11 protein-coding genes and 1 CRISPR repeat array are annotated in these 16,782 nt (G+C 53.0%); of the genes, 4 read left to right on the top strand and 7 right to left on the bottom strand.

What is annotated here, in order from left to right:
• Positions 1 to 687: 687 nt before the first annotated feature.
• Positions 688 to 969: a PepSY domain-containing protein gene (locus ACTS3T_RS05125; protein WP_377960978.1), complete on the bottom strand. Its 282-nt coding sequence runs from the start codon at positions 967 to 969 to the stop codon at positions 688 to 690.
• Positions 970 to 983: 14 nt separating this feature from the next.
• Positions 984 to 1,358, bottom strand: coding sequence for a hypothetical protein (locus tag ACTS3T_RS05120; RefSeq protein WP_377960981.1), 375 nt, complete (start codon positions 1,356 to 1,358; stop codon positions 984 to 986).
• A gap of 177 nt (positions 1,359 to 1,535) precedes the next feature.
• Here ACTS3T_RS05120 and ACTS3T_RS05115 point away from each other — a divergent pair, with 177 nt between their 5' ends.
• Positions 1,536 to 2,552, top strand: coding sequence for a multicopper oxidase domain-containing protein (locus ACTS3T_RS05115; RefSeq protein WP_377960984.1), 1,017 nt, complete (start codon positions 1,536 to 1,538; stop codon positions 2,550 to 2,552).
• Positions 2,553 to 2,848: 296 nt separating this feature from the next.
• The gene (locus ACTS3T_RS05110) at positions 2,849 to 3,670 is read left to right on the top strand and encodes a hypothetical protein (protein WP_377960986.1); all 822 of its coding nucleotides are present in this window, start codon (positions 2,849 to 2,851) and stop codon (positions 3,668 to 3,670) included.
• Between the two features lie 84 nt (positions 3,671 to 3,754).
• On the opposite strand, the gene ACTS3T_RS05105 is transcribed toward ACTS3T_RS05110, so the two are convergent.
• Together ACTS3T_RS05105 and ACTS3T_RS05100 are read right to left on the bottom strand one after the other, a co-directional pair.
• The gene (locus ACTS3T_RS05105; protein WP_377960989.1) at positions 3,755 to 4,135 is read right to left on the bottom strand and encodes an FKBP-type peptidyl-prolyl cis-trans isomerase; all 381 of its coding nucleotides are present in this window, start codon (positions 4,133 to 4,135) and stop codon (positions 3,755 to 3,757) included.
• Positions 4,136 to 4,250: 115 nt separating this feature from the next.
• A complete protein-coding gene (locus ACTS3T_RS05100; protein ID WP_377960992.1) occupies positions 4,251 to 5,486 on the bottom strand; it encodes a permease in 1,236 nt (411 codons plus the stop codon).
• Positions 5,487 to 6,229: 743 nt separating this feature from the next.
• Here ACTS3T_RS05100 and ACTS3T_RS05095 point away from each other — a divergent pair.
• Both ACTS3T_RS05095 and ACTS3T_RS05090 read left to right on the top strand, forming a co-directional pair.
• Positions 6,230 to 9,841, top strand: a complete 3,612-nt coding sequence (locus tag ACTS3T_RS05095) for a WD40 domain-containing protein (RefSeq protein ID WP_377960994.1) — start codon at positions 6,230 to 6,232, stop codon at positions 9,839 to 9,841.
• Between the two features lie 246 nt (positions 9,842 to 10,087).
• Positions 10,088 to 11,335 carry a hypothetical protein gene (locus ACTS3T_RS05090; RefSeq protein ID WP_377960997.1) on the top strand — a complete coding sequence of 416 codons (1,248 nt, stop codon included), beginning with the start codon at positions 10,088 to 10,090 and terminating at the stop codon, positions 11,333 to 11,335.
• A 26-nt stretch (positions 11,336 to 11,361) separates the two neighbouring features.
• Here ACTS3T_RS05090 and recQ read toward each other — a convergent pair whose 3' ends face one another.
• The 3 genes from recQ to ACTS3T_RS05075 all read right to left on the bottom strand — a co-directional run bounded on the left by recQ (position 11,362) and on the right by ACTS3T_RS05075 (position 15,071).
• Positions 11,362 to 13,572: a DNA helicase RecQ gene (gene recQ, locus ACTS3T_RS05085; protein ID WP_377961000.1), complete on the bottom strand. Its 2,211-nt coding sequence runs from the start codon at positions 13,570 to 13,572 to the stop codon at positions 11,362 to 11,364.
• Positions 13,573 to 13,862: 290 nt separating this feature from the next.
• A complete protein-coding gene (locus ACTS3T_RS05080; protein ID WP_377961002.1) occupies positions 13,863 to 14,765 on the bottom strand; it encodes a DUF4253 domain-containing protein in 903 nt (300 codons plus the stop codon).
• A gap of 12 nt (positions 14,766 to 14,777) precedes the next feature.
• Complete coding sequence (locus ACTS3T_RS05075) at positions 14,778 to 15,071, bottom strand: hypothetical protein (protein ID WP_377961004.1); 294 nt, start codon at positions 15,069 to 15,071, stop codon at positions 14,778 to 14,780.
• 179 nt (positions 15,072 to 15,250) lie between these two features.
• A CRISPR array of direct repeats spans positions 15,251 to 16,681; the repeat unit is 37 nt; unit sequence GTTTCAATCCCCTTGCGGGGGTTTGGGGGGTTGCGAC.
• Positions 16,682 to 16,782 lie beyond the last annotated feature (101 nt).

Raw genomic sequence — 16,782 nt, 5'->3', positions numbered from 1 at the left:
TGATGGCTTTTAAGTAAGTGACTAATTTTTGCTGCGGAAGCTAAAGATTGAGGGGCAGGGGGGAAGGCGAACACTTGCTCTACTTTCTTCGACTTGACCTAACCTGTTCCAAAAACACCTGAATTGTGAGTTATTGGGGTAAGGTTGGGGTAAAGCCTACATGCGAAGCCTGAACTGCCCTTAGAATAAGAGTTGGGCGAGGACTGAAAATCCTCGTGTCGGCGGTTCAAGTCCGCCTCCTGGCATCATTCTAGCCTCTCGAATTCAATAATTTAAACTTATTCGTTTGTTTGAATGGCTGCATCAGTGAGCAACCATTCAAGTCAGAAACCGCTTTTTCCCGTTTTTGCCCAAACGAGAGAATGCAGATTTTAGGTATGTGCCAGTTGAGCTTTTTAGGCCGATTTTAGGCCAACATCCAAAATCAGAACTCTGGAGCTATAGTTCGACGGCTGCGGCTTGTGTAGTGGGGATAAACGGCGTCAGGGCTAACGCAAACAAGATGGCTGACATCTCGCCCGCTCATGCTGCTAGCGAGTGCCCCCGTGATTTAGCTATGGCGGCAAATGTTGACTGAGACGGCTAAGGACGGCAGGGAAGCTTTGCTATCAGCGGCTTACAGTCATTGAAGTGTCTCAATACGGATGGCTACGGCTATACCAACCTGGCAAACTAGCTCGATGTTGCTTATGTACGCTTTTTAGGTTGCGGTCTGAACCACATTAAAATCCCGGTGATGAGAAGGGTTAGCAGCCCTAACGCATTCAGAATGGGATAGACAAATTCCAGGTTGATTTGACCAAATTTACCCCGGTGCAAATCGAGCAACCAAAAAAAATCATTGGCGCGATCGCTGGCAACTGCAATTTGAAACAGCATCCCCGTTGTTAAGGTCAACAGCAGCGGTAGCACCATAAAAGGGGCTAAAGCTCTGTGCAACTGGCGTAAGCGAACACGATTAAGCGTCATGGCAAACTATAAGCTCAAGGGCGAGATTGCAGATATTTTCTCAAAGCCATCAGTAGAAAAGGGCTAGCCACCAGCAAGCCTAACAAAGATTCACCCAAGCCAAAAGCCAAGCCATCTGCCAAACTCGTCTGGGCAACGGGGGCAGTCAACGAGGGGTCTGACCCGCTGGTTGACTCTAGGCTCGAGCCTGAGGGGGTTGCGGCTGGCTCTGAGGTTGCAGCGGGGTCTGCTGCTGGTGGCGAATTTGCTGATGTTTCCTGGGGGGTCGAGGGTGGGTGGGGCGCATCTTCGGCGTGGGGATGGCCTTGGTGGGCTAGCAGTTGGCTAGGTTTCAGGTGAGAAACACCATTAGCTATAGCGATTTGAGATTGAGGGAGGTAGGAACCCATGTAGCCGCATCGGTGCTGTTCAGTTTCAGTCTTTACCTTACTACTGACAGCGGTTTTTAGAAGTAGCGATCGCTGTAGTTAGTTATAGGCTGAACTTAAGGACAACTGTTTTCACCTGTCAGTATGCTTAGATAAGATCATTTCTCATTAAATTTGCCGCTGTGTTTTCTGATTTCTATGTCTTTTCCTGCTAATCCCCTTCAGCCTTCGCAGCCCAAATGGAATCGTCGTCAAGTGTTGCTGTGGGGCGGTGCGGCTATTGGAGCCGGAGCCAGTGCGATCGCGCTTAAACGGCTGCTGCCAGCCAGATCTGCCCCGGCAGCCGTACGAATTCCGCCGCTTCTAGCAGAAGCCAACCAGGCAGTTGTCGGTAACTTTAACCCGATGACGCTGCTGCGCGAGTTTGACAGAGGGGTAGTCAAAACAGAAAATGGCCGGACGGTGCGTGAATTTGAGGTGACGGCGCAAAGCACTGTTTTACCGCTCAATAGCGCCCTTACTCATGTCAGTTGGAACCTCAATGGCCGGGTTCCTGGGCCTACCCTACGCGCTACAGCGGGCGATCGCCTGCGGATTGTTTTTCACAATGAAGACGGCCATTCCCACAGTCTCCACTTTCACGGTACCCATGCGGCTGAGATGGATGGCATTACCCCCATTCGCCACGGCAAAACTACCATTTACGAATTTGACGCCGAGCCGTATGGCGTGCATCCTTATCACTGTCACATTGCCCCCGTCACTCGCCACATCAGCAAGGGCTTGTACGGTCTGCTGATTGTCGATCCACCGGGCGGGCGATCGCCTGCAGACGAACTGGTGATGGTGATGGGCGGCTACGACCTAAATGACGACAATCACAATGAAATCTACGCCATTAACGGCATTCCCAACTATTACCGCGACCATCCTATCCGCATTTATCAAAACCAGCGCATCAGACTCTATTTACTCAACATGATTGAGTTTGACGCTGCTGTTACCTTTCATATCCACGCCAATATGTTTCAGGTTTATCGCACTGGGCGATCGCTGCAGCCGACTGAAGAAAGCGACGTGATTACGATGGGAACCGCCGAGCGCCACATTCTAGAATTTGCCTACCGCTATCCGGGACGCTTCATGTTTCATCCCCATCAAGACACTCTGGCTGAGCGAGGCTGCATGGGCTGGTTTGATGTGCTGCCTGCTTGACGCGATCGCCAACGGTAGAAGGCTGAGGACAGAAGGAAAACCTTTCAGCGGCTTGCAGCCAGTACGTGTCTCAGCGCGGGTGGCTACCGCTATAACCCTCTTTCGTCAGTCCAGGGAAAACTGACGAATTTGTGCTGTTTTGGCCTACGAAAAATCAAGGTCTGATCCCAGTTTGAGAGAAGAGGAACAAAGTCTGGGGCAGATTCAGTGCCCGCGAAGATTGTTGACAAAGCATTCAGGATAAACCTTAAATAGACTTTACTAGATGAGAATTAAAGTCAATTAACAGAACGGCCATGACTATGCAGCGAAGAACAATAGAAATTTTTCTGGCGACGGGGTTAGCGGTAACGCTGGCCGCCTGCGGAACTTCAACCCCAGACACCGACACTGGTGGCGAAGGACTTGACCAAAGCGCCGCTGAAGTTGCGCCTGCTGGCGGCGAAGGTGGTGAAGGCGGTGAAGGTGGCGAAGGCGGCACTACGGGGAATGCCGACGTTGACTATATGACAGCCCTCGCTTTGATGAAAGGTCACCTGATGGTAGCAGAGGAGCTAATTGCGGCTGGCGAGTATGAAGCAGCCGAACCTCACATCGGGCACCCAGTGGATGAGCTATACGCCGATGTCGAAACGCAGCTTGGTGAACGAGAAGTTCCCCAGTTCAAATCAACGCTGATGGAGTTGCACGACCTGGCTAAAACAGCACCCGACAGCGCTGCCTTTTCAACTCAGTTTGAGACAGCAACAGCGGCAGTAGACACCGCGATCGCTGCTTTACCTGCCGATCAGCGACAGTCGCCTGAATTTGTAATGGCAGTAACGAACGGTCTGCTAGCAACCGCTGCGGCTGAATATGAAGCGGCGATCGCAGACGGTAGCTTTGTCGAACTGGTTGAATATCAGGACTCGCGCGGCTTTGTCTTCTACGCGGAAGAACTGTACCAAACCATTGCTGACTCGATGAGTCAGGCTCAACCCGAAGCACATCAGGTGATTCTAGCCAATCTAGAAACGCTAAAAACAGCTTGGCCTTCGGTGACCCCTCCCGCTGCGCCTGTGCTTTCACCACCGGAGGTTTATAGCCTTGTTTCTGAGATTGAATTAAACAGCAATTAGTGAGCGTCAGGTAAGGGCACAGGGCAGAAAGCTTTGCAGTCAGCGGCTGGCGGCAAGTGACGTTCTTAGCGCGGATGGCGACAGCTATACCTGTCGTAAAACCCTAATTTCAACCGTCAACTTGGCATTTGCAGGAATCACCCCTGGAATGCCTTTTTCACCATAGGCCAGGTGAGGACTGATAGCGACTTTCCGGTAGCCCCCAATGCGCATCCCTTGCACAGCGTAAAAAATGCCTGCTATCAAATTTTCGCGATCGATACGAACCTGGTGTTCAAAGAACCCATCTGCATGAACCTTTGTCGGTTCGGCTACGGCGTGAGAGAGGCATTGATTGGGCAAGTTTACCCGCTCCCCGTGGTTCAACCAGAGGCGTAACGCTAAAACATAGCGCTGCTGGCGCTCAACCAGGGGGCCAGTGCCTGCGATCGCCGCTAGCAGCTTGACGCCTTTTTTAAGCTTCACAGTTTTAGAGCCGTAATCACAACTAGACCCGCCCTTGGCTAAAACCTCTGACAGCCAAGCCCTCTGCTCTTTGCCTGTAGCCTAGCCCCTGATCAATTTGGCGCGGCTCACCCCACTATGAACTCAAATAAGCCGCGACCAGTCCACCCGCCAGCCAGACATAGGCGGCCATCGCTAACCAAAACAGGATAATCTCTACCGGGCTTTGGTCACCCCCTTGTTTATGAGCGGCGTGCGAGTCGGATGGCGGTAGACTGCCAAAATGCAACCCTGCTAAAATGCCTGTAATCGCCAAAAACGCCAGATTTAAGAAAAACGTATAGTCGATCGCGAAGCGATTTTCTGGAGCGCCCCCGGTTGCTCCCTGGGGCAAAAACCCGATCAGGGCAAAGCCATAATGCAACACTAGCGAAGCCGCCACTAAAGAGGCAAACAGCAGCCCCAAAATATACAGCGCCATTTTCCAGCCGTAGTATTTGGCATTGACCCGAATTACCGGAAACACGACCAAATCGCTAAAAATAAAGGCCATAACGCCAGCAAAACTGACCCCGTTGCCATACAAAATGGCGGCTAGCGGAATGTTCCCCATAGAGCCAATAAAGGTAAAAAAGGCTGCAATGGGGCCAATCAAGACGTTCTCTAGCACGGCTAAAAAGCTGGGATTGTTGCCTTGACCGGCGCCGATAAACAGGGTTTGAAAAAAGGCAGACGGCACAAAAGCGGCAATGATGCCAGCAATCGTAAAGCCAACGGTCACGTCTTTCCAGACCATGCCCCATTCCATAAAGTAGCGGTGGGCGACTTGTTGCCAACCTGCAAGGCTTTTTAGCTTGTCTTGCCAGTCGGTTTGAGCCTGGTTGCTGTCCGCTTCGCCTTCTTGCTCCCGCAGGCGACGGCGGGCTTTGCGAATCATCTGTTTGGGGCGGGTGAACTTGTAGATCAGCCAGGAAAACAAAATGAGTAAGACACCCCCCACATACTCACCCACGACAAACTGCCAGCCCAAAAACACGGCAATGATAATCCCTAGCTCAATCACCAGATTGGTAGAAGCCAGTAAAAAAGCCATTGCCGGAACAAAGCCCGCCCCTTTTTTGAATAAAGACTTGGTGGTTGCCAACGCTGCAAAGCTGCAAGAGCTTGAAATAAAGCCAAAAAACGTACCCAGGGCAACGCTGCCGCGGCCAGCTTTACCCATTGCTTTTTGCATGCGATCGCGGGTGACAAAAACCTGAATCAGGCTGCTAATCACATAGCCCAGCACAAAAGCCCATAAAGCTTGCCAAAAATACCCCAACGACGTGAGCGCAGCTTCTCCGTAAAGGTGCCAAAAATGAGTCTCTGCCAAAACGTTTGCCTCCTGATCTGCTTTTTTTGCTGGTGCTGGCGGTCTGTGGCAACCTAACGACATTAATCGCCACCCTTACGCTGGAATGAAGCTGCTTCATCGCCCAACCAGCTTGGCAACTGAGCCGACAAGTAAAGAATCGGCTAGGTCAAAATCAGGGAAGTCCAAAACCGCTGCTTAAACCTCTGGGGGCTATGGTTAGCAAGCTGAGCAGGGCTGCTAGCACCAGCGGGAGGGCTAGCGGCAGTGGAGAGCGACGTAGCGGTGTGGGAATGGCTCACAGGGCTGGTTGATCGAGTCTTGAACAAGCAAACTCAAACCGAGGCTGAGGGTTCAGCGGGGTCAATCTACCCTAAAATCTCCAGTCAGCTAGAGCGTTAAGAGCCGTTGATGAACGGTTACAAGTGCTTACCTCCAGCGCACCAGAACGTTATTGATTGAGCCAGATTATGGCTGATTTGGCTTCTGCCCAGAGGCAGAACGGCCATGCAGGCGTGAATAAAAATTCCGCCCTGGCCAGAATGGTTTTATCGCTGAAGCCAGCCAGCAAAGGGCAAAGGGTAGGAAGCAAAGCTTTGCGGTCAGCGGCTTGCAGCCAGAGCTGTGTCTTAACCTGAGGGGCAGCAGCGATCGCTTTGGCTCCTAGCGGCTGCTGGGTTCTTTATAAAAAGTTCTGCAAAGTTCTGGAAAATTCAGGTTAAACTAAGCACTTAAGATTTGGGCAATATGCAAGTCGCGGGTGCATGGACTTTGATCAAGTCTTCAGTACAGTCGATACGCTGGTCTTTGACGCAGAAGGGCGTCATTTGAGCGAGGCAGAACGAGTTGTTCTTTCGGCAGCCTGGGACAATGTGACGTATGAGCAAGCAGCAGAAGGGGTTGGTTATAGCTCTAGCTATCTCAAACGCGACATCGGCCCTAAGCTATGGAAGCGGCTTTCTCAGCTTTTGCAAGAGCCGATTGGCAAAAAGAATTTCAAACTGCGCTTTGGTTTATCTCTCTCTAGCAATGGCGGACAGCCTGTAGAAGATTTTGCCAGTGGGGCGTCGTCGTCTAGCGTGGCTGTGGTTGCCCCGCCGCTTCGCCCTCGACAAAGCTGGGGGGATTTAGCGCTGGATGTTTCCAATTTTTTGGGGCGAGAAGCCGAATTTGAGCAGTTAAAAGACTGGATAATCCGCGATCGCTGTCGGCTGGTTAATCTTTGGGGTGAAGCCGGAATTGGCAAAACCTTTTTGGCGGTCAAGCTGGCGCAGCAGTTGCAAGCGCAGTTTGACGTTGTTTTTTGCTGCTGGCTGTCACCAGAGTTGACGACGGCTGATTTGCTGACGCAGTTAGTTAACTTTTTGGCTAATGGCTCGTCTGCGCCTTTACCGCAGACCCCGGCTGAGCAAATTGACTGGCTGCTTCGGCAATTTGACCAGCAACGCTGTTTGATTGTGCTAGATGGGGTAGAGTCTGCTTTTGCGGCGCGGCAGCTTTTGGGCACCTACCGCTCTGGCTGTGAAGTCTATCGCGATTTTTTAGAAGCTATTGCTGTTCGGCAGCACAAAAGCTGCTTGCTGTGGGTAGGGCGAGAGCAGGCGCGATTGCTCAACACTGCCGCTGTGCGATCGCATCAGCTAACGGGTTTGAAAACCGCTGAAGTGCAAGCCCTGCTGCAAAACAAACTCTCCGCCGCCGCCGCCACTGCCTGGGCAGAACTGCGCGATCGCTATGGCGGTAACCCGCGTCATCTGCTGGTGACCACCTTAACCATTGATACCGTCTTTCAAGGCCAGCTTGAGCAGTTTTTGCGACAGCCGCTAGAACTAGATGACGAAATCAGTCGAACGTTTGCACCCCTGTTTCAGCGGCTATCGGCGGCTGAGCAGCGGGTGATGTACTGGCTGGCGATCGCAGATGAACCCCTGTCGTTTGAAACGTTGCAGGCTATCTCAGTAGAAGATCTCAGAGAACAGGTTATCCGTTCGCTGCTAGGGCGATCGCTGGGCGTCTTTCATCGCGACCCAGAGCGTTTGGGGCAAAGCCCGCTGATTCAGCTTTATTGCTTGCAGCAGTTTCGCCAGCAGGTCAAAAGCGAGTTAGATCAAGCCTCCCCCCGGCTCCTCAACAGCCATGCCCTGATACAAGCCAAAGCCAAAGAAGCCATTCAGCACAAACAACGGCGTCAGCTTTTGCAGCCGCTAGCGGCTCATTTGCAACAGCGCTGCCCCTCCAAACAAGCGCTAATCGAAAAGTTTGGGCGGCTGCTGGCGGCTATGAGTTCTTCATCTTTAGGCGAACATCACTATGGGGCTGGCAACTTGATCAATCTCTGCCAGCAGCTAGATCTGCCCCTCTCAGCCTTTGAATGGTCAAAGCTGTCGCTGCGGCAGGCCGATTTTCAGCGACTCAATTTGCACGGCATTGACCTATCGCAGACGGTTTTATCAGAAACCGTGTTTGCCAAACCCTTGAGCAAAAATCCGGTAGCAGCTTTTCATCCTACCGAGCCGTTGTTAGCCACCGGAGACGATGAAGGGCGCATCATTGTGTGGCGGCTGAGCGATGGCAAACCGCAGCAGGTTTTTTCTAACGTCAGTGGGGCGGCTATTCACGCCCTGGCTTTTAGCGCCGATGGTCAGTTCTTAGCGGAAGGAGCAGACGATCAACAACTGCGGCTGTGGAACTTGCCACAAGAGCATCCCTATCCGTTTCAAGGCGTCACCCAGGTCATCCGCTGCTTAACCTTTAGCGCCGACGACCAAATACTGGCTAGCGGCAGCGATGACGGCGCAATTCAGCTTTGGGATGTGGGGGTGGGCGATTGTCTCACTTGCTTAGCTACCGCCGCTGCCCCAATCACCAGCTTGTGTTTTAGCCCCGATGGCGACTGGCTAATGGGCTGTAGCGAAGCCCAAACCATTCATTACTGGAACGTGCGCACCGAAACCAGCCATACGTTTCGCAATGGTACCGATAGCTGGTTGAGTACGGTGGCTTTTTTGCCAGCGGCGGCGCTAGAGCCAATGGCGGCGGCTCAAACCTGGCGACCGATGGCGGTTAGCTGTAGCGATCGCAGCGTTTTGCTCTGGCAGATTGATGCCGATCGCCCCTGGCGGCGCTTTTTACCAGAGCAGTTCGAAACCCCACCCGCCGCGATCGCCCTTAGCCCCGATGGCCGCTATTTAGCCTACAGTCGTCAGTCGCGGCAGGTGGCTTTGTGGCACCTGCCCAACCAAACTCCTCTAGCCGCGCCGCCCGAATTTGAACAACCCGTTTCTTTTTTGCGGTTTAGCCCCGACGGGCGCTATTTAGCGATCGGCAGCGACTATCTGATCCAGCTTTGGGACTTAGCCACTGCCCAGGTTTTGCGAACGCTGCGCGGCAGTCGCTACCCGGTTAGTAGTTTTACAGGCGACTTTAATCAAGGGCTGCTGGTTAGCGGTCATCGCGATGATTCGGTACGGGTTTGGCAAGTCAACCTCTATTCCAACCATAGCCGCTGCCAGCAGGTGTTTCAGCACCAAAACTGGGTACGCACTTTAGCCTTTAGTCCTGATGGCGCTTGGCTAGCCAGCGGCAGCGACGACTGCACGATTCGCCTCTGGCAAACCGCCAATGCTGACTTTGCCTATACCCTTTCCGGCCATACAGACCCCGTTCGGGCGCTGGCTTTTGATCCCAGCAGCCAAACCCTGGCCAGTGCCGGACAAGACGGCTCTATCCGATTATGGCAAGTTCAAACGGGGCGGTTTTCAACCCAGCTATCAGGCCATGCCGCTGCCGTCTATGCTCTGGCTTTTAGCGCTGATGGCCGCTGGTTAGCCAGCGGTGGCGACGATCAAAGCCTGCACCTGTGGTACCTGCCCCACGGGCACGCCCAGATAATCGATCAGGCGCACAATCGGCGGATTCATCGGCTGTGCTTTAATGCTGCCGGAACCCAGCTTTTAAGCGGCAGCTATGATCAGCAGGTCAAACTGTGGCAGCTTGAGCCGCTAGCGTGTTTGACTACCTGGCAACAGCCTCAGCACCGGGTTTGTGAAGTTTTATTTCAGTCAGCAGACGAACCGAGGGTGGTCAGTAGCTGCGATCGCGCTTTGGCCTACTGGTCGATTCAAGCCGAACAGCCCTATTACAGCCGTCAGGCGCATGAAACGGCGGTAGAACAAACCGCCTTAAGTGCCGATAACCAACATCTCATCAGCCTTAGCACCAATGCAGAATTAGGTATTTGGGAAATTGCCTCTGGCACCCAGCGCTTAGCCCTGCACGTCGATCGCCCCTATGAACGCCTGAACATCCGTGATAGCGTCGGTCTAGAGCCGCTAGAAAAGCACCTTTTACAGCTCTTGGGCGCAGTGGAGCTATAGTTTAGCGCTAAAAATCTAAAGTTACGGCAAAAACTGTATAAAACTTTTTGATCTGAATTGAGAATTGGCCATAAAATAATGGACAGTCCCTACCTATCCGGTTTCCGCATCTACTTGAATAACAGTTGAGATATCTGAAATAGATCTCTTTGTCAGCCTGTCTCCAGTCACAACGGAGCTGCTACCACCAGTTCTTTAGAGACTTCGTAGGCGCTGCGTCTCCCGTTCATCTGATTCTTAACAGCCATGAACTCCTTTGATTCTTTCGACGGTTGGGTCGAAAATGCTAGCCCTGCTGAAAATTTTCTCTATCAACACCTGCGCTACCACCGTAGCAAAGAGTCTGAAGATGCCATTATTAACCGCTTCTTTAAGTTGTTTATTGAAGCGCTCAACTACCCCGATCCCGAAGTTTGGCAAGTTGTTAATCGCTTAGCCAACGCCGCCGAATCGGATCGGCAGTTTAAATACACGCTCAACCGCTGCTGCTATACCTTAATTAACTACTGGTATAGCCAACCCCGCTGCCACGCAGCCATCCCCCGTTTGATAGAACTGTTTGAAGATCTGCCAACGGATGATCCGGGGTTAGCCGCTAGCCGCCGCATTCGCGAACTGGTGGCTCGCTTTACCCAAACCGACCAGTACGAAGCCCTCAGCCGCTTACGTCAGGTCTTTGGTGAGCCGGATGCTGACAATGCCTACAACGCTCAGCATCATCAGCCCGTGGGTACGCTGCTGCGCCACTATCCTTTTCTTTACGATCACAGTTTGCTGACTAAAGACAGCGATCACGAGCAAAAGCGCAGCATCCAAAACCTGAAGCAGCAAGCCGAGCAGCGCTTGGGCATCAACTTGGCTCGCTACAACAGCTATCGCTTAGGCCATTCTCGCAAGCCGATTGAAAATCCGACGCGTTTGAGCGATCAGCAACTCAATCAAGCGCTCGATCACTACACGGGCAAAAGCTACGAAGCCAAATCCTACAAAGAGTTTGCTAGCTGGTTTTCCACCTATAGCCGCTCGGTTAAAACCTTCCGGGAGTTCAAAGAAGAACTGGTTAACGATTATTTGCTGCTGCCGATCGCGGCTGAAATTCCCAAATATCGTAACAATCAGTTTAGTCGGGCTTTGCGAGAATGGGCTCGCGCCACCTTGACCGACTTTGATGAGCAACGGCTTAATAGCTTTACCCTGGTAGAACTTATTCGTCAGTTGCTGATCTTTTTGCTGCTGCAAAACCGCCGCCGTCCGATTTTTGTCATTTTTAGACGGCTGCTAGAAGATATGGGCTATACCCTGACCACGGGGCTGCTGTTGCGCATCGTTTTGCTTTGCTCGGCGGCGAGACCCGCTTTAGAGCGCTGCTTTTCGGTTATGTTTAACCTGCACGAAACTCGCCAACGGGGCGATGTGCCCTGGTTGGTAGAGTCGCTTGAGCATACAAACATTGCCTTAGTAACCAACTTTGGCGGCTTTGGCTTCTGCCATTAGGCAAAAACAGTTGGCCTTGCCAGGAGTTAGCGGCGTTGGGCGGCTTGGTGCCAAGCAGCTTTGACCAGGCGAATTTCGCTGTAGTCGTAGGTGCTGCCGAGGTGTTCTCGCAGTTCTCGCAGGGGCATATCGCCCATCGTGGCGATCGCCTGTTGAATAACCGCCTGTCGTTCGCGAGAAACCAGGCGATCGAGTTCGACGGGTTGGCCTGATTCAATCAGCCGAGCCAGATGATCGCTAATGGTACTAAGCCGTAACCCCCGCTCGATGGCAATTTCGGCGGGGGTAAGCCCTTGCTGATAAAGCTGTAGCGTTGTCAGGTGGGTGCTGGTGAGGGTTTGGGTGGTTGAGACAATTCGGTTTTTAGTCTGGGGGCTGAGGTTGTGTTCCTGACAGAACTGGTTAATCTCAGTCGTAAACACCTGACCGTACTGGGCTAGCTTGCGGTTGCCAACGCCAGAAATTTGAGCAAAGGCGTCGAGGGTTTGAGGTCGCTGCTGAGCCATCTGCCGCAGGCTAGATTCGGCAAAAACCACATAGGGCGGTACCCCCTGTTCGTCGGCTAGTCGCTTGCGCAAGGCTTTCAGCTTGCCCAGCAAAAGGCTGACCTCTGCCGGGGTGCGATCGCTGGTTTCGCCCACAGCGGTAGATAGCGGTTTGGGAATGGCAATTTGCACCGCCAGTTGCCCCCGCAAAATTTGCCAGCTAGCGGCGTTGAGCTTGAGTACCGAATAGCCATCGCTGGTTTCATCTACTAGGCGCTGATGCAAAAGCGATCGCCCCAAAAGCCGCCAATCATCCAAACTGTGATCTTTGCCGATGCCATAGGTAGAAAGCTGATCGTGGTTTAGCTCTAGCAGTCGTCGCTTGCGAGAGCCGCGCAAAACATCAATAATATGCGTCATGCCAAAGCGTTCGCGGCAACGAGCCACACAAGACAAAAACTTTTGGGCTTCAATCGTCCAGTCTTCTAGCGGCGGCGGCGAACAGCAGTTGTCGCAGTTCTGGCACGACCCGGCAAAATCTTCGCCAAAGTAAGCAAGCTGAATTTGCCGACGACACACCGCGCTTTCGGCATAGTCAATCACCTGGCGTAGCTGCTGTCGGGCAATGCGCTGCTCACGCGGATCAGGTTTGCGATCGATTAAAAATTCTACCGTGGCAATGTCGCCATAGCCCAAAAACACCGTACAGTGAGCCGCTTCGCCATCGCGTCCGGCTCGCCCCGACTCTTGGTAGTAGCTTTCTAAACTGCGGGGCAAGTCGTAGTGAACCACAAAGCGTACGTCTGGCTTGTTAATGCCCATGCCAAACGCCACCGTCGCAACCATCACCCGCACATCATCGCGGATAAAGCGGCTTTGGTTTTCTTGTCGAGCCGCGTCAGATAAGCCCGCATGATAGGGCAGCGCCGCTACGCCATCTTGCTGGAGCCGCAGCGCAATTTCGTCTACCCGGCGGCGACTGAGGCAATAAATAATTCCGGTGCCTGCGTGCTGCTGTACCAGCGCCAAAAGCTGGGCATAGGCTTGACGGCCTTTGGGCTGAACTTCGTAGTAGAGGTTTTGCCGATTAAAGCTGGTAATATGCAGCGCCGGGTGGCGCAGTTGCAGTTGTTCGACAATGTCTTCGCGGACGCGTTCGGTAGCGGTGGCTGTGAGCGCCAGCATGGGTACGGTGGGGTATTGCTGCCGCAAAAACCGCAGTTGGCGATACTCAGGTCGAAAGTCGTGCCCCCAGTCAGAAACGCAGTGGGCTTCGTCAATGGCAAAGGCAGCAACGCCAACGGTTTGCGCCAAACGCTGAAGCAGCGGCAAAAAAGCATCGCTTAAAAGTCGCTCTGGGGCAATGTAGAGCAGCTTAATTTGCCCTTGCAGTAGCGCCGCTTCGCGCTGACGCAGTTGGGTTAAAGAAAGGCTGCTGTTGAGAAAGGTGGCGGCAATGCCATTGTCTCGCAGGGCTTCTACCTGGTCTTGCATGAGGGCAATAAGGGGAGAAACTACCAGCGTTACCCCTATTTTGAGCAGGGCGGGGAGCTGATAGCAAAGCGACTTGCCGCCGCCTGTTGGCATAACCACTAAGCTATCGCGGTTTTGCAAAACGTCTTCAATGACTTGCCGCTGGCGCAGGCGAAACTGGTCGTAGCCAAAAAAGTGTTTAAGGGCTTTTTCTAAAGAGGGGAAGTTGGTTTGATCTAATGCGGGCGGTACCGAACCATCAAGGGGAAGATTCACCATTGAGCTTTCAGGCTTGCTGCTGGAAACGGCAAGAACTGCCGCAGATGCCTATGCTAAAGCACGGCGATCGCCAGCGTCTATAAGCAACTGTTTTTAAGGGAGGCTAGAGGGGATCGATGAGTGCCTAAAATCAGCCTGAGAGGAGGTTTGAAAAGATATTTGCTGCGTAACAAAACGGTTGAGATCCCCCTAAATCCCCCTTAAAAAGGGGGACTTCTAAGCTGATTCCCTTTTGGCTTTGCAAACATCATTTGAGGGGCTAGGGGCGATCGCAGGTATTTTTGGGCTGGCTAGGGGCGTTCGTGCAAAAACCAGCGATCGAGGTTTAATAAAGCCCGTGCCTGATCGCGCAGGGAAACGCCAGGAAGCAAGATTGTGCATTCGGCTAAGGCGACTTGCTGCCAAGCTAACTCAAACGCTGCGGCTGGGCTAGCAGGCCGTTTGCCCACCTGAAGTTGCAGCATCGTGCCGTAGTGGCACACCAGTTCGGCGTGATATTGCTGATGCCACTTTTGCAAAAAGCGGCTGGCGATGGGGGTGCCGACGCTGCAAGCGCCGTACCAGTGGAGATAAGCCAGTGACTGCCAGCCTTGATCGATTGGCAGCAGCAGTAAGGTGGGGTTGTCGGGGGTAAACCAATCGAGATGGCAAGTGTCGAGGGGGGTGAGCGCTTTGGCTTCGCAGTTTTGCAACTCCCAGTTAAATAGCCATTTTTCTAAGTCCAGTTCGGTGCAAACGGTGCCGTCGGCGATGAGTTCTCTAATTTTTGACTCGGTGGGGCAGGTGCCGCAGTAGGCTTTGGTATTTTCTAGGGCGCTGGGGATGGCGTCTTCTAAATAGTCGGCGCTGGCGGCTTGGCGGGCGGCTAAAAAGGCGTCAGTGTCGGCTGTGGCGACCTGAGCCAAAATTGACTCGGGTGAGGTGTTTTGTAGGGTGCCGCTGCTGACTTCTTCTTGATAGTAAAAGCGGGCAAAGAAGTCGTCACTGCCCCAGCCTTCAGAGAGGATCGGGTATCTTTGGGTTTGCTGAAGGTGCGATCGCAAAAGTTGCCAAGCGGCTAAGGCGTTGGCGGCTTCAACCTGAAGGGCAAAGGCTATTTGCTCAGATTCGGCAATGGTCAGGGGGGTGAGGGTGTGCTTTTCTAGCCAGCTACCGTGTAGCAGTGCGGCTAGGGCGTCTACGGTGTTAAGCATGGGTGGGCGCTCTTAGCAGTCTCCGCCGGAGCTACCGCTGTCGGGGCAACTGCCGGAGTCGCCTATTTCGGGGCTGGAGAAGTCACCCCAAAAGCTAGCGTCGCTGCTGCTCCAACCGCTGCCGATGGGGGGTGTTTTGGGGTTTTTGAGGAGGGTGATTAGACCTGTTAGCAAGCTGAATAGGCCAAATGCGGCTCCTAAGGCAATAATGATCAAAATTCCGTCTGAGGCTAGCTGGCTGCTGTTGGCGATGGTTCCCAAATAGCGGCTGGTGGTGCAGGCTAAAACGATCCTCAGTGGGGTCATGTTCTTTTTAATTTAATGGATTTAAGGCACGGTCTAAGGGCACTGGTTGGGCGATTGGTTGGGGTTGGTGGGCGGTGTTACATCCTGAATTTAGCAAGGGGGCGGGTAATCGTCGAGCTATTTTTGGGTTAATAAAGGGCTTTTAGTTGGGTCAGTTTTTGGCGATCGGTTGAGTAAGGGTTTTAATCCCCTAGCGGAGGTTAGGGGGGTTGCGACCGACGCCCAGCTCCGGCAAACTATCAAGAACCAAGTTTCAATCCCCTTGCGGGGGTTTGGGGGGTTGCGACGATACCCTATATAAGGTTCACCTCGCCAAGCTTCGTTTCAATCCCCTTGCGGGGGTTTGGGGGGTTGCGACAGCATCGGGGAATCGATAATCCTCGACATCTTTCAGTTTCAATCCCCTTGCGGGGGTTTGGGGGGTTGCGACTTTGCCCAGCTTCGTACCGCCCCTTATATTCAGGAATGTTTCAATCCCCTTGCGGGGGTTTGGGGGGTTGCGACTTTCTGGCTTTAAGCTAATATCTTGGCGTGAGTGGTTTCAATCCCCTTGCGGGGGTTTGGGGGGTTGCGACACGGATCGACCCAGTACGCCCGACTAATTACTTTTAAAGTTTCAATCCCCTTGCGGGGGTTTGGGGGGTTGCGACAACCACTAAAAGGAAGTTCAGTTCTAGCCGCATATACGGTTTCAATCCCCTTGCGGGGGTTTGGAGGGTTGCGACTTTGGAAAGCAGACCCGCAGACCTGCACAAATTTATCGTTTCAATCCCCTTGCGGGGGTTTGGAGGGTTGCGACGAGGGCGCAATTGGCTTTTTATGCGATCGCGAATCGTTTCAATCCCCTTGCGGGGGTTTGGAGGGTTGCGACAGAAAAGTAAAAGAAGGTCGGCAATCCAAAGGAGAGTTTCAATCCCCTTGCGGGGGTTTGGAGGGTTGCGACAGAGGAATTGGAGAAGAATGGGTATCAAATTTAGTGTTTTAATCCCCTTGCGGGGGTTTGGAGGGTTGCGACATCTCTCTTTCGCAGCTTTCGATTAGCGATGAATAGTTTCAATCCCCTTGCGGGGGTTTGGGGGGTTGCGACCGTTGCTTTTGTCGAAATCGTTCCTGTCGATGAGAATGGTGTTTCAATCCCCTTGCGGGGGTTTGGGGGGTTGCGACGCGTCAAGAAGATTGGCAAAGATGTTGAAGACGGCAGTTTCAATCCCCTTGCGGGGGTTTGGGGGGTTGCGACTAATCTAAAAGTTATTGATGCAGACGGAAACGTCGTAGTTTCAATCCCCTTGCGGGGGTTTGGGGGGTTGCGACCTCAAAAAATTTGCTCTGCCCCCGATGGGCTTTGAGTGGTCGGTTTCAATCCCCTTGCGGGGGTTTGGGGGGTTGCGACCAAAAATGCGGCTAAGACCATTCCAAATGCGCTTGTTTCAATCCCCTTGCGGGGGTTTGGGGGGTTGCGACCCCCTAGCGCGGCATCGTTGGCCACCATGAAAGCGTTTCAATCCCCTTGCGGGGGTTTGGGGGGTTGCGACGGTAGCGTATGCAACCGACAGGGAATGACCTAAGCCTCATTGTTTCAATCCCCTTGCGGGGGTTTGGGGGGTTGCGACTGTAGGCATTCAAAACCGACTACTAGAGCCACTTTCAAAGCCCAATTGCGCGAACCCCTAAAAAAACAGACACTAAACTCGATTTAGGCTCATGAAACAGC

Origin of the sequence: Almyronema sp. (genome assembly GCF_052168255.1) — a bacterium.
Lineage (GTDB): Bacteria > Cyanobacteriota > Cyanobacteriia > Phormidesmidales > Phormidesmidaceae > Sphaerothrix > Sphaerothrix epifaneia.
The sequence above is the reverse complement of the archived record's forward strand: the minus strand, read 5'-3'. Positions and strand labels throughout refer to the sequence as shown.